We start from the raw sequence: 18,139 nt of genomic DNA, 5'->3' as shown, positions 1-18,139 counted from the left end.
AATTGTCTGCCTTTAGCCCATCATTTTTTCTATGGGCATTACAAGAATAGAGCTACAACCAAGGGCTTTTAGTTTTTCCATGGTTTCCCAGAACAAGGTTTCTGTAGATACCACATGAATAGCCACTTGCTCTTCGTTGCCAGCAAGAGGAAGTACAGTTGGGTTTTCAGCACCTGGCAACAAGCTTTTCACTTGCTCTAGATACGCCTTAGGCGCGTGCAGCATAATATATTTGCTTTCTTTGGCTAGCAACACACCGTCTACGCGAGGCATCATACGATTGATCAATGCTTGCTTTTCTTCGCTCATTTCGCCGCCAACGCGTTTAATTAATACTGCTTTTGAACGAAATATTTCTTCTTTTTCCACTAAGCCATTTGCTTCTAGCGTTGCGCCCGTTGATACAAGGTCGCAAATAGCATCGGCAACACCAGCGCGAGGGGCAACTTCAACTGAGCCTGTAAGCATGACAGCTTTTGCGTTGATGCCTTTCTCTGCAAAATAGCGCTCTAATAAATACGGGTATGTTGTGGCAACTTCTTTGCCATTAAGTGATTCAACACCGCTGTATTCCATCTCGTTAGGCACAGCGATTGAAAGGCGGCAGCCACCGTAGTCTAGGCGACGAAGTGTTTCATATTCAAAAGGTTTGCCAGCGGCTTTGCGTTCCAGCGACTTTTCTTCAAGTTCATTTTCACCGATAAAACCTAAGTCAACTACGCCGTCCATCACTAAGCCTGGAATATCGTCATCTCGCACGCGCAGTAAATCGATGGGTTCGTTAGTAGAATGCGCAATCAGCAGACGATCACGAATATTCAGTTTTATGCCGATAGCCTTAAGTAGTGCAATGCTATCATCGCTTAAGCGGCCTGATTTCTGTACGGCAATTCGAAGTCTTTTGCTGTTACTCATTAAAACGTTCCTTACACGTTGTGTGTTTACTTGTGATTGCACCTAAAACGAAAAACCCCCGGAAGTTTCCTTCCGAGGGCCGAGAATTCTTATCTGCGCCACTGGAAGGAGACATAGACCTTCCAGCACGAACCTGAAAGGTTATGCTATGTGGTGATGGTGATGTTTCGCAGCGCAATTGATCATATAAAAATTTTGATGTCCTGATTTCGAGCGGGTGAAACATTAGCGGTTTGAAGTAAGTTTTGCAAGGCTAAAGTGAACTCTTTGGTTACATAGCGTCTAAATTAATGTACATATAATAAAACGTTTAGTTCTGAATGCGTCTACCGTTAAAAACAGTTAATGTTCTGCGAGCCAGTTATCGCCATTGCGTCAGCTTGCAACAGTTAGCGTAATGGCCCAAAACTAGCCGAATATTTGCAATGGGAGCTACAACTATTATGAGTAACGACCTACTTTTTCCTATTTTGCCGCGCAATACGAAGATTGTTATAGAGGAAGACAAGCGCGTCAAAAAAGTTGAGAAATCAAAAAAGTCACAGCATCTTGCTGAAGATGATGGCGATCAGTTTGATGAAGTTAACCGTGCAGAGGCATTAGAGTATGCCACTAAACATCGTCACGAGAGCAAACAAAAAAGTAACAAAGATGGTGAGGGAGGATTGAAGCACATCGACATAGATGTTTGATTTGCTCAGTTGTACTAGCTCAGTCTAACGCAAACAAGCCTTCCATGGCTTTTTAACAAAGCGCTTCCTGCCTTGTTGTTAGTTACTATATTTAGTTAATCTATTTAATTAAGCTCTTTATCTACCCAAAACTTGGTGCCTTTTACAGTTGCTTGTAAAGCCAGGCCGCTTTCAGTCATGGTATAAACAGTTACATTACCTAAATAGCCCTCACCCTCAGCTGATGCGCCTTTGTTACCTGCTTTTGCTGCTGCATCTGCATTACCGCCAACTGTCCAGCCGTTTTCAATAAAGTACGACATCGCCTTTTGTGAATGGAACACCATCACAACTCGATAGTCTTTTGCACCAAGGCCAAATCCTACGCCGCCTTCTGCCATATTCATGTACGTCTTATTCCCTGTAACGTTGTTGTTTACAACGCCATAGCCGGTACCTGCTGCAAAAAAGATAACGTTAACATTTGCATTGGTAAAAACCGCATAACCTGCCGCATCTCTTATTTGAGAGCGGGTGTCTGGCTTTTCACTGTAAAGGCGAGTAAGGGCATTCTGCTGCATATCGAGAATCGCCTGTCTCTTTTCAGCTACAGTGCCATCACCCATCGAGGCGCAGGCGCTCACTAGTAATACCGTACTTGCTAAAACCAGATTTTTTAATAACTTGTTATAGGACATGTCTTTTCTCCAAACCGATAGGCTGCTACCAGCGTCGTGTACGTGGCGCTTTCACGCGTATTTATGAACAAGGTGCTAATATTTACAAATGAGGTAGAAATAAGGCAGCACTTATTCGTACCATCTACCTCTTAACAATACACGGGCAGCAAAAAGCGGGCCGATTTGAAAATTTGGTTCTAAAGCGAGTTGTTAGCTGAGATGATTTCGCTACTCTATAATTCTATCTCTAACTCTAACGCGCCTGGATGATCAGTTTGTCCAACCATTTCCTCGTAAGGTGTATTCTGTCTAAGCCATACGTGTTCGAAGGTTTGGGTGTCGAAATGCTCTTTAATTTCGTTCAAGCAATGAAATGTCTTTGGTTGTTCGCTTCTATCCCGTACCAAAGCACGTGATGCCCCAATGCCGGTGGATACCAGATAGTTACCGCCTTCTAACGATTCGATGTACAAGTTCATAGCAGAATTACTCCTTAACGTTACATAATGTTTAGTCGAAAAATCGGAAAAGTGATCATTAATAATGCTTCATCAATGAGTCGTTACCACCACTTGTTTCTACACATCAGTAATCCTAGGTTTACAAGCTCTTTAGAAAGTTTGTCTCTGTCTGTTTCGTTTAAAAAGCTTCCTACTTCGCATTCTTTATCATCATCTTTTATGATGACCCGTGGTAAGCGCCCAAAATGGGGGTCTTGAATAAAGTAGAGGTAAGACGTTGCTTTTGCCATAACCGTGCGGGTGCCCTGAGAGGTGGTTACCTCAATCGTGTTTCCTCCTATTGTGATATCCTCCCATCGGTAAGTAGCGCGAGACGTTAAATACATGACAAGAGCTAATGCGAATACTTCAGCACCGGCGAATGGAAGAATGACCCAGGCGCCAACCACCGCCCAAGAAGTGGCTATTGAGCTTACAAAAAGTGCAAACACCATCATAAGAAACTTGGTTTGCTTCCAAGTTGCCGAACGGTTGGGCGTTACATGTATAATGGTGTCGTCATTTTGTGTCGATACTACTATCATAGCGAGGCTTCACACGTCACAGGGTTTCATGTAGCAGTGCTACATACTCTGATAAAAAATAAACGTGATGTCTTATACGTCTGAGTTTTAGAGTTTAGATTTAAAACTAGAACAAAATTTGTTCAGTGAGTTTGTGGCGATTAATCTTTGCCGCTGTTTTGTGACCATTTATTGCTCACTGAATTCGAGTTCTTCACCGCAGGAAGTATACATTTGCCAAGGTCTTTTCATCTCTCTCGTTTTACACATCAACACAGCGTTGTAATTTTGGTTTTTTTCGCGTGGATAGCGCTTGTCTTTTCTCAAGATAACGCGTTAACGTTATGGCTAAACTATGGCTTTTTTAGCGCAGTTGGTGTTGTCGGCGCTATTTTTGCGAACGCTACAGGTGCTGGTGGTGGAGTTGTTTTCGTTCCTTTTTTTGCCTATCTGTCTTTTTCGCCAGAAAGTATTGTAGCCACCAGTTTTGCCATCCAATGCTGCGGCATGACTGCTGGTGCTATTACTTGGACGCGTTTTTTCAGAAAAGAACATAGAAACGACAGACAGTGGGCGGCATTACCAAGTGCGCTAGTACTCTCTGTACCTCCCGCTATTTGTGGCGTTGTTTTTTCTCAATATTCTGAACACGGGCCTAAGCTCCTTTCTTATATCCTAGGAGGTCCCGACAACTTGCATTACGTATTTGGTATCTTCTCAATTATTTTGGCGATTGCAATTATCGCATCAATCCCGTTGATGAAGCGCGCTGTTTTTAGTGAAGACATCGAGGGGCGAGATATTGTTTTGCTGCCGGTTATCGGTTTTCTGGGAGGATGCGTAACCGTTTGGCTATCCATTGGCGTTGGTGAACTTGTTGCTGTTTATCTCATTATGCGAGGGTTTAATGTAACCCTGTCAATCGCCGTCGCGGTAATATTGTCGGCGTTAACAGTGTGGTCGGCCGTTCCCTTTCATGTCTTTATTAGTCATGCCATAGTATGGCCTGTGGTTTTATTTGCAGGCATGGGCGCAATCATCGGCGGAGTTGTTGCAAAGTATCTTGTATTGGCCTTTTCTAACCAAGCCTTAAAACTGTTCTTTGGAGTGTGGGTACTTCTGTTAGGCGTTACTAGCTTACCCATTTTTTAAAATCTCTATCTTTTCTACACTTTGCTTTTTTGGGAGTTAGTCTATGGAATTTGACGTAACACCTCGTTCTCTTTACCGCGTTAAGCAACCGAGTTGGTCTTCTCACGCTGTTATCTATCAAGTTAACACCCGCCAATTTAGCGCTACGGGAACCTTTGTAGGAGTAACCGAAAGGCTCGAACATATCAAAGCCCTGGGTGCAGATATTATTTGGCTAATGCCTATTCACCCCATTGGACAGAAAAATAGAAAGGGACAGTTAGGTAGTCCATACGCGGTTAGAGATTTTTTAGCGGTTAATCCTGAATTTGGAAATAAAGAAGACTTAAAGCAACTGGTTGCAAAAGCGCATAGTCTAGACCTAAAAGTCATTTTAGACTGGGTACCTAATCACAGTGCGTGGGATAACCCCCTTGTCGACTCTCATCCTCACTGGTATGCCAAAGACTACAAGGGCGATTTTCGCCCATCGCCATGGTGGGATTGGTCTGACATTATTGAGTTTGATTATGCGCAACCTGACCTCAGGAATTACATGATAAAGGCTATGCGCTATTGGGTAGAGGAATTCGATTTTGATGGGTTTCGTTGCGATGTTGCGGGCTACATACCAAACGACTTTTGGCAGCAAGCCCGCCACGCCCTAGACTCAGTTAAGCCTGTTTTCTTGCTCGCTGAGTGGGAGAACAGAGATTTACACGAGAATGCCTTTAACATGACCTATGCGTGGAGCTGGAACGAAACGCTTCACGAACTTGCTCACGGTAGGTGCAGTCTTGATAGGTTGCGAAAATATTATTCTTGGAATGAAAGAGCATGGCCTCAAAGTGCCTATAGAATGACATTCGTGAGTAACCACGACAAAAATGCCTGGGACGGAACGCAGCGAGAACAATTCGGAGCGGCATTAGAAGCCTGTATTGTACTGTCTGTAATTGGAGAAGGGATGCCGCTCATTCACAATGGACAGGAGGCCGGAGAGTCGAAGCGCTTAGCGTTTTTTGAAAAAGATCCTATTGAATGGAAAGAGCACCCCATTGGCGATTTGTATAAATCTCTTATAAAACTGAAGAAGTCTAAATCATATTTAGGCAACGGTGAGTTTGGTGAACGCATGATCCAAGTTCCTAATTCATGCATGGAACAGGTATTTAGTTTTGTTCGAATGAACCAAGACGACAAAGTATTCGTGGTTATTAATTTCTCTGATAGGCCTCTAACGGTTAACTTTATCGAAAGTCTGCATGTTGGCACTTTGCAGCATTGGGAAAGAAACGAAAGCATGGAATTTTCGAGCGACACATCGTTAACGCTAAAGCCCTGGCAATTTGAGGTATGGCATACCTAATTTAATTGCTTGGGTGTAACTGCTTTTGCGCAATAGGCTTTCTATGCCAACTTTGGCATAATGCGCTCCCTATCACTGCAATGCATCTGAAACGTGAAATAATGCCGACAATCAAAAACGTATTTTCATCCGATGGACTTCTCGCTAAAACCATTAAGGGGTTTGTGCCACGAGAGGCACAAACCGACATGGCTAATGCGGTAAAGCACGCCATCGATACAACCGGCAGTTTGGTGGTTGAGGCCGGCACGGGAACTGGAAAAACGTTTGCTTACTTGGCGCCAGTATTGTTAAGCGGTGGTAAAGCCATAATCTCTACGGGGACTAAGAATCTTCAAGAACAGCTGTTTCACAGAGACTTGCCGCTTGTAAAAAAAGCACTCAGCAGTAAGAGAAAGACCGCATTGTTAAAGGGGCGGTCGAACTATTTATGTTTGCATCGTCTATCCCAGCATGGTGGTAATTCTACGTTAGTCGAGAAAGACGTTTTAGGTCAGCTGTCTGAGGTAAAACGCTGGTCTAGTACCACCAAAAGCGGTGATATGGGAGAGCTTAAATCGCTGCCAGAAGATGCAAGGGTGTTGCCTATGGTGACATCGACTGTTGATAATTGTTTGGGGCGAGAGTGCCCAGACTACGAAGAGTGCTACTTGGTAAAAGCGCGACGAAAAGCGTTGGAAGCAGACGTTATTGTGGTTAATCACCACCTTTTTTTCGCTGATATGGCACTTAAAGATACTGGTTTTGGCGAATTAATTCCCGAAGCGGATGCCATTGTTTTTGATGAGGCCCATCAGATCCCGGACATAGCCAGTGATTACTTTGGTGAGTCGCTATCTACACGTCAAATACAAGACATTGCCAAAGACATTACGCTTCTATTTAGAACCGTGCTAAAAGATGCAGGCCAGCTTGATAAGGCCGCCGACAAATGTCGTATGATCGCATCTGACTTGCGATTACTTTTTCCTCACGATCCTGAAAGAGGTAACTGGGCAGAAGCGCTTAATCGAGATGACGTGCGCCTGCAGGTGGGTAAACTCGCTGAGGCGCTTGGTGTGCTTTACGAAGTGTGTAAAATGCACATTGGGCGAGACAAAGACCTAGATAATATGTACGAGCGGGTCGTATCGACACGCGAGCAGCTCGACGCGCTTATCGACAACAAGCAAGAAAATGTCAGCTTATGGTATGAAACAACGCAGCGCCATATCGTGATGCACCTAACGCCATTATCAATAGCCGCAAAATTCAGACGTTTCGTTGAGTCTGTGCCGCGTGGGTGGGTTTTCACTTCGGCCACGCTTATGGTGAACGGCGGTTTTGAGCATTTTCAGCGCAGAATGGGGTTAGAAAATGCCCAAACGCTAGGGCTAGATAGCCCGTTTAACTACCCCGAGCAAGCCATGCTGTGTGTACCTCGCTACTTGCCCGAGCCCAGCAGTTACTCCATGCGAGAAACCTTACTTAATACGGCTAAGCGATTAATTAAAGCCAGCCGAGGTCGGTGCTTTTTATTATTCACCAGCCACGCTATGTTACGAGAAATCGCCGGTAAGTTGGAAGATGAAATTGATAACCCACTGCTGGTGCAAGGCACCACCACAAAGCAAGCCTTGTTAGATGCCTATTTAGCAGATGAAAAAGCGGTGTTAATGGGCACTGGCGCTTTTTGGGAAGGGGTGGATGTTCGCGGGAATGATTTGGTTTGTGTAATGATAGACAAGTTGCCATTTGCCTCGCCAGACGATCCTTTGCTGCAGGCTCGCATGGAGGATGTTAAAAAACGTGGCGCTAATCCATTTGGTGTAATTCAAATACCGCAGGCTGTTATTACCTTGAAACAGGGGGCAGGGCGCCTTATTCGGGACCCGACCGATAAAGGTGTCCTTGTTATTTGCGATAACCGTTTAGTGACCAAGCCCTACGCAAAAACGTTTTTAGGCAGCTTACCAGATATGAAACGCACTCGAAGCCTTGATGAAGTAGAGGCATTCTTAAGTGGCATTGATAAAGAATAATTACTGAGAATTACCATGAATATACTTGCTATTGATACAGCAACAGAAGCGTGTTCAGTCGCTCTTATCGTCGACAATACCGTATTTTCCCATTTTGAAGTATGCCCGCAGCAGCATAGCCAACGGCTACTCCCTATGATTGACAGTATTTTAAAAGAGGCGGAAGTAGAGCTATCTTCACTTGATATGTTGGCGTTTGGCAGAGGGCCTGGAGGCTTTACAGGCGTGAGGATCGCAACAGGCATGATTCAGGGGCTCGCGCTTGGCACAGGGCTAAAGGTAGCCGGTGTGAGCACGCTAAAAGCAATGGCGGTTGAAGTAGCGAAGCATGCTGACGAAAAAGTCGAAGAGAGACTTATTGCTGTAGCGTCAGATGCTCGAATGGGAGAAGTCTACTTCTCTGTTTACAAGCAAATGGGCACAACGGTAGAAGAAGTGATATCAGAGCGCGTTTGCCCTCCCAAGCAAGCGATAGAGCAACTGGAAATAGCCATACAAAGCACTAATTCTGACATGCTTATCGCGGGTACGGGATGGTCTGCATATGACGATTTACACGCATGGGCTGAATCAAGTCGTTCTGTTAAAGCCAACGCAGACGTGACGCTGCCGAATGCCAAATATATGCTTGATGATGCAAAAGCCGCGGCTGACAAAAATTTGACTGCCCATGCCTCTGATGTTGAACCTGTCTACCTTCGAGACAAGGTAACGTGGAAGAAGCTTCCCGGCAGAGAGTAAGCAGACAGGAGATACAGACAGAATAAGTAGAATAAAGTAATCGGCATTATGGGAACGAATTTTGCAAGCACCCACTCTGTCATGAACATTAATACAAATTTTGGCATTGCATCTTCAGATGCCACTCAAAGCAGGGTTTCAAAGCTTTCAAAAGACCCTCAACAAGACAGTAAAGGTCAAGGCGAACCGTCTCAAATTAAGGCGGTCGTTGTTGCGCCTGACGAACAAGGCACAAGCAACGCCAAGGCCTATCAAGATTTCATCAAAGAAGATAGAAATGCCTATTCTCAACAGGCCATTGCCTCATATCAGAGTTTCGAAAAGCAGCAACAGCGCGAATCGATTCAAGATATGTTTGGCGTTGATATATATGCGTAACTTTTATTTAATGTTCGATTTTTGATTGAACTATTTCTGTCAATCACCTGTCCATAGCTTTACCACCGCAAAGGAAATTACTTCTTTGCAGACCCAAGTAACAGATGAATGAGTTTCGCGCGTTATATGCTTTCTCTCCCTTTAAATGTTTAGCAATTTGTAACAGAACTCTAGTGGTGGAAGCATCGTAATAATGCTAAGTTGATACCATAAAGTTAGGGTAAGCATTTGGCGTAGCGGTAATTTATGTTTGCCTAGAATATACTTCCTGTGGCTTTCAAGCAGGGGTTGTTGTTATGTGTTGTATGAAGGAGCGCGCTGATGTCTCGATATTTACTTTTACTAACAGTGTTCATGTTTGCAGGATGTGCAATGGTGCCGGACTCATTGGAAGTCCCTGAGGGAACTGAGTTGGTTTCATACTCTACCGCTGTTACCTCAGGCGCTAGCGCGCAGGGACAAAAAGCACGTTGGGGCGGTATTGTTGTAGGTGTTGAAAACAAGCCTAATAAAACGTTTATCGAACTTGCCCACTTCCCATTAAACCACTATGGCAAGCCTCGTAGTTCGGGCGAAACATCGGGCCGTTTCAAAGTGCAAATAGATGGTTTTGTCGATCCAATTGTATTTGAGGAAGGCCGGACTGCTACGTTCCTAGGTACGTTAGTAACGCCCACAACGGGAATGGTTGGTGAGCAGCCGTATATTTACCCTACTATCGCCGCAGACGATTATCACATGTGGCGCGACCGTGAAGTATATGATGTAAATACATTCTTTTTTAATTACCACACAGGTTGGTACTCACCTTTCTATGGCCTTCGAGGCCCATGGATTGGTGGCGGACCTTGGATCGGCGGTGGCGTATGGGGCAGTCCTTTTATGTTCCCACACTTCAATCGTACCCGCGTTATCCGTTACAGCAATGCGCCTAGGCGGGCTAAGGTTGTGAACATGAACCGCTCACGTCCGTCTACAACAAGTGGTTCGCGACGCTCTGCAATAACAGAGTCTAAAACACAGCAACACTAAAGACAGATAGAAAACAAAGGCGGCATTTAATACAACATAGGGCCTTTTTGCCTTTCTAACAAAGGGCTTTGTACTCTTGGTTTTGCACAGTGGCCTATACATTAATAGGCTTTGTATTAATGCAATGCCATAACAGCCTATTTCCAAATGCCGTCTTCAGACTTACCTTGAATTTCACAGTCGCCGGCTTTGTATTCCACCGTTTCACCACTGTCTTTCTTTTTAAAGTAATCTTTGCTGATAGATACAATGGTCGGGGTCATCCAAACGATCGCGACAATGTTAATAACGGTCATAAGCCCTAACGCCATATCGGCCATGGCCCAAACCTGAGGAAGCGCCGCTTGTGCACCCCAGTAAATCATGCCTAAATAGCCAATTGTGTAAGCGGCTCTTCCTGCGCGGTTATCTAGTTTGAACATATGTAGATTACTTTCGCCGTAGGCATAGTTAGCTACTACCGAGGTAAAAGCAAACAAGCTTATTGCCGCAGCAACAAAGTCAGTGCCACCTTCGCCTAAGTGGCTGCTCATTGCATCTTGTGTTAGCCGTATGCCTTCCATTTGTTCTGAGCTAGAGCCGCCAGCAAGTAAAATGATAAACGCGGTAGAGGTACATAAAATCATCGTATCTAAAAACACGCCCAGCATTTGTATATAGCCCTGAGACACGGGGTGATTAGGGTTTGGCGCCGCACTTGCCGCTGCGTGAGGTACCGAGCCACTGCCGGCCTCGTTTGAATACAGCCCACGCTGAATACCGTTTTTAATGGCTGCGCCTAAAGCACCGGCACCAGCCTCTTGCAGGCCAAATGCAGACTTAATAATATCTAGCAGTAAAGCCGGTAATTCAGAGATATTGATAAACGTAATGGCGAGGGCCACTAACACATAACCTATACCCATAAACGGCACCACAAATTCGGCAAACCTTGCAATACCGCGTAAACCGCCCACCACAATCAATGCGGCAAGTAAGATAATGGCAATACCCACATATTCACTTGGAAACGAATAAGCATTGTTAAGCGCATCGGTTATTGTGTTGGCTTGAACTGCACTGAATACAAAACCATAACCAAAAAATAAGCACAGAGAAAAAGCAACAGCGAGCCAAGTTTTGTTCAAGCCTTGTTTAATATAGTAAGCTGGACCGCCGCGAAATTCGCCGTTTTCGTCTCGCACTTTGTAAAGCTGGCCTAGCACACTTTCAGCAAAGCCGGTGGCCATGCCTAGCAAAGCTATCATCCACATCCAGAATATGGCACCTGAGCCACCTAGCGAGATTGCTACCGCAACGCCGGCTAGGTTACCGGTTCCCACACGGGCTGATAAACTTGTACACAGTGCCTGAAAGGAACTTATCCCTTCTTCGTTCGACGTTTTACTGTTTTTAAGTAGCGCAAACATGTGGCCAAAGTGACGTAACTGCACGCCGCCTAGCTTCACGGTGAACCAAACACCACACACCAGCAGCATAACGATGAGAACTTGGCCATCGCCCCACAAAATATTATTCACAAATGAAACGAATTCGTTTATCACGCACTTTCCTTCGTTATTATTTTTAAAAACTATTAACTATGGCAACAGACACCACGCTTACAGATAGGGATGTATTTTGCGTTGCCCCGTTGAACAAGCCCTGCTGATAGAGGATGAGCGTGCTTGCATGTACGGTGTGTTATTCAAAGAAGTCGGTAATACTAGCATGACACAAACACAAATGAAGCCATAAAAGTATGAGTTAGCATGAAGTATTATGCATAAGTTAAGAAAAATTATGCAGATTTAAGCAACCCTTTATTTAGGGCAATAAAAAACCGCTCAATGAGCGGTTTCTCGAAATATGGCTGGGATAGCAGGACTCGAACCTACGAATGGCGGGATCAAAACCCGCTGCCTTACCAACTTGGCTATATCCCAATAGGTAGGTAAAAGATGGTGGCTACGGCGAGATTCGAACTTGCGACCCCATCATTATGAGTGATGTGCTCTAACCAACTGAGCTACGTAGCCTTTCTTTTGCAAATCATTAAAAAGCCGCTCGTGTGAGCGGCTTTTCAGAATTTGGCTGGGGTAGCAGGACTCGAACCTACGAATGACGGGATCAAAACCCGTTGCCTTACCAACTTGGCTATACCCCAAATGGTGCGGAAGGAGAGACTTGAACTCTCACGCCGTGAAGCACTGGAACCTAAATCCAGCGTGTCTACCAATTCCACCACTCCCGCATAGACACTAGCTGTTACAAAGTTGGCTGGGGTAGCAGGACTCGAACCTACGAATGACGGGATCAAAACCCGTTGCCTTACCAACTTGGCTATACCCCAACTTTGGTGCGGAAGGAGAGACTTGAACTCTCACGCCGTGAAGCACTGGAACCTAAATCCAGCGTGTCTACCAATTCCACCACTCCCGCGCAGCTAGACATTCCTAAAAGAGATATTGAGAAGTGGTGGCTACGGCGAGATTCGAACTTGCGACCCCATCATTATGAGTGATGTGCTCTAACCAACTGAGCTACGTAGCCTTTCATACTTCTCTTCCCTCTCAGGAAGTGGCGCGTATTATGCGTATATGACTCGCACCCGTCAACCCCTTTTTTGCTAACTTTTTTTAAATGGTTAATATGTGCGCGAAGGCGTTCGAATAACATTCAAAAAGCACTGAATTTATACAATCTCTCTACGAAAATGTACAAACATCTGCAAATTCTAACTAGGGCGTAAGTGTAGTTTTGGTTTGGTAATAACAAACATCTACAGGCCTGGGGGTGTATTTTTTATCATGGAAAAACGGATTGTTTAAGGTTTTTCCAGTTTCTATACGCGATGCATATTCTTCATGTTCTGGCAGTTGAATAAAATAACTCGGGTACTGATCATTGTGAACAATTGAGCGTCTTATTGCGCTGTTTTTAGTAACTTGTTGAATTACCCCACCGTACTTGCTGTCGCCTCGAGGCAGCTTTTGCAGCACATCCATTCCTTGTACTACACGACCTATCACCGACATGTTCCTATCGAGATGACGAGGTGCTTGGCCTATAACGATATAAAACTCTGTGGCGGCGGTATCTTTTTCACTGTTTCTGGCAAAAGCAACGGTGCCAGGGCAGTGAAGTCCCCACATCTCGTTACTTTTCCTATCCATGCCAACGGCAAAACCGTCCAAAAAACCCGTTTCTGGTGCGAACATGTCGCGGCTTTCAACCACGGTAGCGTGTTTGGATATTGGTTGGGTAAACTCAGCGGTTAGCTCACTTAATAGCGCTTGTGAAAAGGCGTCTTTGTCGTGCATGTCGTTGCTGCCTCCTTGCGCAACAAAGCCGTCAACCACTCGATAAAAATGCTGCTGATTATAAAAGCCAGCTTTTACCAGTGCTTGAAAACGCTCAACGTGATTAGGTGCAAGGGCAGGGCTAAGCGCAATAACGACTTCACCGTATTCAGTCACAAAGGTAACAGTATTTTCATGAGGCACCTTGTACCAATGTGGGTGACTGTCACTTAACAACGTGGTTTTTAGTGAAGTTGGAGCGTTGTCTGTAACCGCATTTTTAGAAACGGGGCTATTACTTTGAATATCAGTTTTATATTCATTGGCTGTTGCATAAGCGTTAAAGGTAAACAGGCAAGTTGCATAGGCGAGTAAGGCCCAAATAGACCAAGAGCTTTGTTTTACAGTGCGGTTGAGAATGTGTCGTAGGGCGCCAATGAATTGCATGGTTTTACCTTTTATTTTTATAGTCTTTAGTATGTTCTTTATCGCTTTTCTTTTTATATCAGCAGTAGAAAGTAACAACAAATAAAAAAGCCACTCGCAAGAGTGGCCTTTCTGTAAATAGGGTATTAACTGTCAATACTTAACAGTAAAGGAGAAAGCTTAAACGTCTCTAACCCCCCGTTGCGCTTTACACGTTAAATCTGAAGTGAATAACATCACCGTCTTTAACAATGTACTCTTTACCTTCTAAACGCCATTTACCAGCGTCTTTCGCGCCTTGCTCACCGTTAAATTCGATAAAGTGGTCGTAGCTTACTATTTCAGCTCGAATAAACCCTTTTTCGAAATCAGTATGAATTTTGCCTGCCGCTTGCGGTGCTGTAGACCCTTCTGGGAACGTCCATGCGCGCACTTCTTTTACGCCAGCGGTAAAGTAAGTTTGTAAAGTTAGCAATTCATAACCAGAACGAATTACGCGATTAAGACCCGGCTCTTCAAGCCCCATGTCTTGCATGAATTCTTCGCGCTCGTCATCTTCAAGCTCAGCGATATCAGACTCGATAGCAGCACAAACCGCAACAACCGTCGCGTTTTCGCCTTTTGCAATTTCTCGCACTTGATCAAGATACGGATTATTTTCGAAACCGTCTTCATTTACATTGGCAATGTACATGGTTGGCTTAAGAGTAAGCATATTCATGTAGCTGATAGCAGCGTGCTCTTCTTTTGTCAGCTCTAATGAGCGCAACAACAAGCCTTCATCTAAATGAGGCTTAATTTTTTCAAGCACTTTCATTTCAAACTTAGCATCAGCGTCGCCACCTTTCGCGCGTTTTGCAACACGGTGAAGCGCTTTTTCTGTTGTCTCTAAGTCTGAAAGTGCCAGCTCTGTATTAATTACGTCAATGTCGTCTTGCGGGCTTACGCGGCCAGCAACGTGAACAATGTTTTCATCGTCAAAGCAGCGCACTACGTGGCCAATGGCGTCAGTTTCGCGAATGTTCGCCAAAAACTTGTTACCAAGGCCTTCACCTTTTGAGGCGCCTTCAACTAACCCTGCAATGTCAACAAATTCCATAGTTGTCGGAATAACACGCTGAGGATTTACAATTTTTGCCAACTTATCCAAGCGAAGGTCTGGAACAGGTACAACGCCAGTGTTTGGTTCAATGGTACAAAACGGGAAGTTTGCCGCTTCTATGCCTGCTTTTGTTAATGCATTAAAAAGTGTTGATTTACCTACGTTGGGTAGGCCAACAATACCGCATTTAAAACCCATGGTATGGATCCTTGTCTGGAAAAGTTATATCTGGCTTACACTCATGCTTTATGAGCATGGAGTCGATTTTGTGCTTGCTTTAGGTCGTCTTTCAGCAATATTTCGGTGCAGCGTACTGCTTCATCAACGGCGCTTTCTATCGCCGCTTTTTCTTCTGCTGAAGGCTTACCAAGAACATGGCCGGTTACGCGGCTTTTGTGCCCCGGATGACCAATGCCAATTCGCAAGCGAAGAAAATTTTTATTATTACCCATTCTTGCCACAATATCGCGCACACCGTTTTGACTAGAGCTTCCGCCAATTTTGTATTTGGCTACGCCAGGTGGAAGGTCGAGTTCGTCAAATGCCACTAAAATTTGCTCAGGTTCAATTCGATAGAAGTTTGCTAATGCAGCAACAGCTTGACCGCTTTTGTTCATAAACGTAGTGGGGTAGAGAAGTCTTATGTCTTTACCAGCTATCGTAATGCGAGCTGTTTTTCCGAAGAACTTAGATTCAGGTTTTAGCGGGGTATTGTAGGTGTCAGCAAGCTGGTTGAGAAACCATTCGCCGGCATTGTGTCGGGTATTTTCATATTCGGGGCCTGGATTACCCAGACCCACGATAAGGCGAACATCAGCCAAGAGGATTATTCCTCAGTAGCTTCTTCTTCACCGTCTTCATCTGCTTCAGCTGCTTTAGGCGCAGGCTTAACAGTTACAACAGCAAGGTCGTGTGCTTCGTCGTCTTTAGCAAGCTCAACAGAAGAGACACCCGCTGGAAGTGTTAGGTCAGAAAGATGAACAGTTTGACCCATTTCAACGTTAGCAAGATCTACTTCAATGAACTCAGGAAGCGCTTTAGGCTGACACGTTACTTCAATTTCAGTTACGTGGTGCTCAGCAATACCGCCAGCTTTGATAGCAGCAGACTTGTCTTCGTTAATGAAGTGAATTGGTACGTTAGTGTGAACGTCTTGACCAGCAATTACACGTTGGAAGTCGATGTGTGTAATTTTAGGCTTGTACGGGTGACGCTGCATATCTTTTACTAGTACTTCGGTAGCTTTACCGTCTACGTTCAATGTAAGAACGTGAGAGTAGAACGCTTCAAAGTCAGCAGAATTGTTCACTTTGTTGTGATCAAGAGTAATAGATACCGGCGCTTCTTCACCACCGTAAATGATACCAGGAAGCTTGTCTTCGCGACGTAGGCGGCGGCTCGCACCTTTCCCTAGGTCTGTACGAACAGTAGCGTCTAGGTTAAAAATTGAATCAGACATTATATGTCTCCAAAATAAGTTAATGGTGTGGGCTTTTGCGACCAAAACCCACTGTTAACGTGTTATTGGCTGAGTAAACACCCTATTAAAGCTCACCATAATAGAGAGCAATGCGAGGTTTAAACACCATTAATTCACGGCCCCAATTTTTAAGGGCGGCGAATTCTACCACCACGCTGTTAAACTTACAATTACTGCAGTCGTAAAAAAGCGCCGTAGAAGGCGCTTGTTTAGTATTAGGAAACCAGTTACCAGAACTATCTTGTTAACACAATGCGATAATGTGCTTTCCCCTCGCGCAACCGCTCAACGGCTTCATTTATCTGGTCGAACCTAAAGGTTTCTGTGACTGGCTCAATATTATGTTGCTCAGCAAAGTCCAGCATGGTTTTTATTGTGGCAGGGCTGCCAACCGGCGAGCCTGAAACACTTTTCTGTCCACCAATTAAGTTGAACGCACCAATATCAAGAGGCTCAAGTGTAGCGCCAACAAAGTGCAGCCTACCTTTTGGTGCAAGAGTCGATAAATACAGGTTCCAGTCCAGCTTTACATTTACTGTTGAAATGATGAGGTCGAAACGGCCTTCTGCTTGCTTTATTTCATCTTCATCGCGACTATTTATGGTGTCGTGAGCGCCAAGCTCGTGGGCTTCTTTTTTCTTCGACTCGCTAGAGGTAAAAGCAACCACCTTACAGCCCCAAGCGTTCAAAAATTGCAATGCCAAGTGACCTAGACCGCCAATACCCACCACGCCTACTTCAGATGTTGGCTTGATATCGAACTGAACTAATGGATTGAAAACGGTGATGCCGCCGCAAAATAGTGGACCTGCTTTTGTGCTATCCAATTTTTCAGGCAATGGCACTACGGCGCGAGCCTGAGCACGCACTTTTTCAGCAAAGCCACCATGGCGACCGCCAATAGTCATAGAGGCTTGCTGGCATAAATTATGGTCGCCTTCTTCACACGTACGACAGCTATTGCAATAACCTGCATGCCAACCAAGACCGACTCGCTGGCCAATTTGTAGCGACGTAACATGAGCGCCTACTTTGCTGATGGTGCCGACCACTTCGTGGCCAGGTACGAATGGGTACTCTGTAATTCCCCATTCATTATCTAGCATGCTTAGGTCGCTGTGGCAGATACCGCAACTCTCTACGTCAATTTCGACATCGTGTGCGTCCAGTTCGCCGGGGTCATATTCAAACTTTTCTAACTTCCCACCGGCTTCTTTTGCTGCGTATGCATTAATCATTGCGCTCTTCCTTAATCGTTGCTGTTAACTTAAATCAATTTTAATAACACGAATTCGTAAAAGAATAATTACGCGTATTTTTGCAATACGATCAATGCTGTTGGCAATGTGATTGACTTAGAAAACACTGTTAGTGGGTGTTTGTTCCATCAATAACTTTACTGGCGTCGAGTACTTTTACGCTTTGTACTTCTAACACAGTACCGAACTGAGTAATTGTCATCATTTGAGGCTTGGTTATGCCCTCAATCTCAACCACTAAGCCGTTTTTTTGGTAAGTTTTATCTAAGCCATGCAGCGTAAAACGATCGCCTTTCTCTGTAATAAAAGCAAAGAATCCGCCTTCAAGTTCTTTGTAAATAATACTTCCTTTTAAGGTTACGTTATCTTTGATATTGACCTCTTTTGCTTCTGCTTGCGTTACTGGTTCAGCTGCCAATTCTGCTGGCGCATCTTTTCTTGCTTCCATTTTTTCAATGGTCGCTTTGTTTTCATCGTATAACTCTTGGTTAGAAACCGTAGACTCAACGTTTTCGTTGTCCTCTGTACACGCAGAGAGGCCGAACACTGTCGCTATGGCAATAAGCATTACTTGGGCTTTTGATTTAACTATCGGGTTTTTCATTTCTACGTCCTTTGTTTTTGTTTTC

The 18,139-nt window shown here is 44.6% G+C and carries 18 protein-coding genes, 7 tRNA genes and 1 other annotated feature; of the genes, 7 read left to right on the top strand and 18 right to left on the bottom strand.

The window, feature by feature from the left end:
- Positions 1 to 12: 12 nt before the first annotated feature.
- Positions 13 to 915 carry an ATP phosphoribosyltransferase gene (gene hisG / locus CW735_RS12710; RefSeq protein WP_100972481.1) on the bottom strand — a complete coding sequence of 301 codons (903 nt, stop codon included), beginning with the start codon at positions 913 to 915 and terminating at the stop codon, positions 13 to 15.
- 50 nt (positions 916 to 965) lie between these two features.
- Positions 966 to 1,081: a sequence feature (His leader region), on the bottom strand.
- A gap of 277 nt (positions 1,082 to 1,358) precedes the next feature.
- Between hisG and CW735_RS12705 the strand changes: the two genes are divergently transcribed.
- Positions 1,359 to 1,607, top strand: a complete 249-nt coding sequence (locus CW735_RS12705; protein WP_100972479.1) for a hypothetical protein — start codon at positions 1,359 to 1,361, stop codon at positions 1,605 to 1,607.
- Between the two features lie 104 nt (positions 1,608 to 1,711).
- Here the strand turns inward: CW735_RS12705 and CW735_RS12700 are convergent, their stop codons facing one another.
- From CW735_RS12700 to CW735_RS12690, 3 genes are all read right to left on the bottom strand, one after another.
- The gene (locus tag CW735_RS12700; RefSeq protein WP_071979314.1) at positions 1,712 to 2,284 is read right to left on the bottom strand and encodes a YSC84-related protein; all 573 of its coding nucleotides are present in this window, start codon (positions 2,282 to 2,284) and stop codon (positions 1,712 to 1,714) included.
- Positions 2,285 to 2,499: 215 nt separating this feature from the next.
- Positions 2,500 to 2,745 (bottom strand): DUF6482 family protein, encoded by a 246-nt coding sequence (locus CW735_RS12695; protein ID WP_071979313.1) that lies wholly within the window; start codon positions 2,743 to 2,745, stop codon positions 2,500 to 2,502.
- Between the two features lie 83 nt (positions 2,746 to 2,828).
- Entirely contained in the window at positions 2,829 to 3,311 is a 483-nt protein-coding gene (locus tag CW735_RS12690; RefSeq protein ID WP_100972477.1) for a DUF2244 domain-containing protein, read from the bottom strand.
- Positions 3,312 to 3,524: 213 nt separating this feature from the next.
- Here CW735_RS12690 and CW735_RS12685 point away from each other — a divergent pair, with 213 nt between their 5' ends.
- From CW735_RS12685 to CW735_RS12660, 6 genes are all read left to right on the top strand, one after another.
- Positions 3,525 to 4,442, top strand: coding sequence for a sulfite exporter TauE/SafE family protein (locus CW735_RS12685; RefSeq protein ID WP_071979311.1), 918 nt, complete (start codon positions 3,525 to 3,527; stop codon positions 4,440 to 4,442).
- A gap of 43 nt (positions 4,443 to 4,485) precedes the next feature.
- Positions 4,486 to 5,790: an alpha-amylase family glycosyl hydrolase gene (locus CW735_RS12680; RefSeq protein ID WP_100972475.1), complete on the top strand. Its 1,305-nt coding sequence runs from the start codon at positions 4,486 to 4,488 to the stop codon at positions 5,788 to 5,790.
- A 101-nt stretch (positions 5,791 to 5,891) separates the two neighbouring features.
- The gene (locus tag CW735_RS12675) at positions 5,892 to 7,811 is read left to right on the top strand and encodes an ATP-dependent DNA helicase (protein ID WP_100972473.1); all 1,920 of its coding nucleotides are present in this window, start codon (positions 5,892 to 5,894) and stop codon (positions 7,809 to 7,811) included.
- 15 nt (positions 7,812 to 7,826) lie between these two features.
- Entirely contained in the window at positions 7,827 to 8,552 is a 726-nt protein-coding gene (tsaB, locus tag CW735_RS12670) for a tRNA (adenosine(37)-N6)-threonylcarbamoyltransferase complex dimerization subunit type 1 TsaB (RefSeq protein WP_071979308.1), read from the top strand.
- Between the two features lie 81 nt (positions 8,553 to 8,633).
- Positions 8,634 to 8,930, top strand: coding sequence for a hypothetical protein (locus tag CW735_RS12665; protein ID WP_071981206.1), 297 nt, complete (start codon positions 8,634 to 8,636; stop codon positions 8,928 to 8,930).
- A 321-nt stretch (positions 8,931 to 9,251) separates the two neighbouring features.
- Complete coding sequence (locus tag CW735_RS12660; RefSeq protein ID WP_071979307.1) at positions 9,252 to 9,962, top strand: Slp family lipoprotein; 711 nt, start codon at positions 9,252 to 9,254, stop codon at positions 9,960 to 9,962.
- 137 nt (positions 9,963 to 10,099) lie between these two features.
- Here the strand turns inward: CW735_RS12660 and CW735_RS12655 are convergent, their stop codons facing one another.
- The 14 genes from CW735_RS12655 to CW735_RS12590 all read right to left on the bottom strand — a co-directional run bounded on the left by CW735_RS12655 (position 10,100) and on the right by CW735_RS12590 (position 18,114).
- Positions 10,100 to 11,506, bottom strand: coding sequence for an alanine/glycine:cation symporter family protein (locus tag CW735_RS12655; RefSeq protein WP_071979306.1), 1,407 nt, complete (start codon positions 11,504 to 11,506; stop codon positions 10,100 to 10,102).
- Between the two features lie 305 nt (positions 11,507 to 11,811).
- Positions 11,812 to 11,887, bottom strand: a tRNA-Gln gene (locus CW735_RS12650).
- A gap of 16 nt (positions 11,888 to 11,903) precedes the next feature.
- Positions 11,904 to 11,980 (bottom strand) — tRNA-Met (locus CW735_RS12645).
- 52 nt (positions 11,981 to 12,032) lie between these two features.
- A tRNA-Gln gene (locus tag CW735_RS12640) sits at positions 12,033 to 12,108 on the bottom strand.
- Positions 12,109 to 12,110: 2 nt separating this feature from the next.
- Positions 12,111 to 12,195, bottom strand: a tRNA-Leu gene (locus CW735_RS12635).
- 23 nt (positions 12,196 to 12,218) lie between these two features.
- Positions 12,219 to 12,294 (bottom strand) — tRNA-Gln (locus tag CW735_RS12630).
- Between the two features lie 4 nt (positions 12,295 to 12,298).
- A tRNA-Leu gene (locus CW735_RS12625) sits at positions 12,299 to 12,383 on the bottom strand.
- A gap of 34 nt (positions 12,384 to 12,417) precedes the next feature.
- Positions 12,418 to 12,494 (bottom strand) — tRNA-Met (locus CW735_RS12620).
- Between the two features lie 188 nt (positions 12,495 to 12,682).
- On the bottom strand, positions 12,683 to 13,690 hold the full coding sequence (locus CW735_RS12615) for a peptidylprolyl isomerase (protein ID WP_100972471.1): 1,008 nt from the start codon (positions 13,688 to 13,690) through the stop codon (positions 12,683 to 12,685).
- Between the two features lie 187 nt (positions 13,691 to 13,877).
- On the bottom strand, positions 13,878 to 14,969 hold the full coding sequence (gene ychF / locus CW735_RS12610) for a redox-regulated ATPase YchF (RefSeq protein WP_071979305.1): 1,092 nt from the start codon (positions 14,967 to 14,969) through the stop codon (positions 13,878 to 13,880).
- Positions 14,970 to 15,010: 41 nt separating this feature from the next.
- Positions 15,011 to 15,592 carry an aminoacyl-tRNA hydrolase gene (gene pth, locus CW735_RS12605; protein ID WP_100972469.1) on the bottom strand — a complete coding sequence of 194 codons (582 nt, stop codon included), beginning with the start codon at positions 15,590 to 15,592 and terminating at the stop codon, positions 15,011 to 15,013.
- A 5-nt stretch (positions 15,593 to 15,597) separates the two neighbouring features.
- Positions 15,598 to 16,230 (bottom strand): 50S ribosomal protein L25/general stress protein Ctc, encoded by a 633-nt coding sequence (locus CW735_RS12600; protein ID WP_100972467.1) that lies wholly within the window; start codon positions 16,228 to 16,230, stop codon positions 15,598 to 15,600.
- 257 nt (positions 16,231 to 16,487) lie between these two features.
- A complete protein-coding gene (gene ahr, locus CW735_RS12595; RefSeq protein ID WP_071979302.1) occupies positions 16,488 to 17,489 on the bottom strand; it encodes an NADPH-dependent aldehyde reductase Ahr in 1,002 nt (333 codons plus the stop codon).
- Positions 17,490 to 17,619: 130 nt separating this feature from the next.
- Positions 17,620 to 18,114, bottom strand: a complete 495-nt coding sequence (locus tag CW735_RS12590) for a ribose-phosphate pyrophosphokinase (protein ID WP_071979301.1) — start codon at positions 18,112 to 18,114, stop codon at positions 17,620 to 17,622.
- Positions 18,115 to 18,139: the final 25 nt, after the last annotated feature.

The sequence above is a fragment of the Alteromonas sp. MB-3u-76 genome, from assembly GCF_002831605.1.
GTDB classification, from domain to species: domain Bacteria; phylum Pseudomonadota; class Gammaproteobacteria; order Enterobacterales; family Alteromonadaceae; genus Alteromonas; species Alteromonas hispanica.
The sequence above is the reverse complement of the archived record's forward strand: the minus strand, read 5'-3'. Positions and strand labels throughout refer to the sequence as shown.

Excerpts from the sequence above, each read along its gene's own strand:
- CW735_RS12680 (WP_100972475.1), top strand. The coding sequence starts at position 4,486 with ATGGAATTTGACGTAACACCTCGTTCTCTTTACCGCGTTAAGCAACCG.
- CW735_RS12615 (WP_100972471.1), bottom strand. The coding sequence starts at position 13,690 with ATGCAATTCATTGGCGCCCTACGACACATTCTCAACCGCACTGTAAAA.
- CW735_RS12665 (WP_071981206.1), top strand. The coding sequence starts at position 8,634 with ATGAACATTAATACAAATTTTGGCATTGCATCTTCAGATGCCACTCAA.
- CW735_RS12590 (WP_071979301.1), bottom strand. The coding sequence starts at position 18,114 with ATGAAAAACCCGATAGTTAAATCAAAAGCCCAAGTAATGCTTATTGCC.
- CW735_RS12675 (WP_100972473.1), top strand. The coding sequence starts at position 5,892 with ATGCCGACAATCAAAAACGTATTTTCATCCGATGGACTTCTCGCTAAA.
- CW735_RS12705 (WP_100972479.1), top strand. The coding sequence starts at position 1,359 with ATGAGTAACGACCTACTTTTTCCTATTTTGCCGCGCAATACGAAGATT.
- tsaB (WP_071979308.1), top strand. The coding sequence starts at position 7,827 with ATGAATATACTTGCTATTGATACAGCAACAGAAGCGTGTTCAGTCGCT.
- CW735_RS12700 (WP_071979314.1), bottom strand. The coding sequence starts at position 2,284 with ATGTCCTATAACAAGTTATTAAAAAATCTGGTTTTAGCAAGTACGGTA.
- ychF (WP_071979305.1), bottom strand. The coding sequence starts at position 14,969 with ATGGGTTTTAAATGCGGTATTGTTGGCCTACCCAACGTAGGTAAATCA.
- CW735_RS12660 (WP_071979307.1), top strand. The coding sequence starts at position 9,252 with ATGTCTCGATATTTACTTTTACTAACAGTGTTCATGTTTGCAGGATGT.
- CW735_RS12695 (WP_071979313.1), bottom strand. The coding sequence starts at position 2,745 with ATGAACTTGTACATCGAATCGTTAGAAGGCGGTAACTATCTGGTATCC.
- CW735_RS12600 (WP_100972467.1), bottom strand. The coding sequence starts at position 16,230 with ATGTCTGATTCAATTTTTAACCTAGACGCTACTGTTCGTACAGACCTA.
- hisG (WP_100972481.1), bottom strand. The coding sequence starts at position 915 with ATGAGTAACAGCAAAAGACTTCGAATTGCCGTACAGAAATCAGGCCGC.
- CW735_RS12690 (WP_100972477.1), bottom strand. The coding sequence starts at position 3,311 with ATGATAGTAGTATCGACACAAAATGACGACACCATTATACATGTAACG.
- ahr (WP_071979302.1), bottom strand. The coding sequence starts at position 17,489 with ATGATTAATGCATACGCAGCAAAAGAAGCCGGTGGGAAGTTAGAAAAG.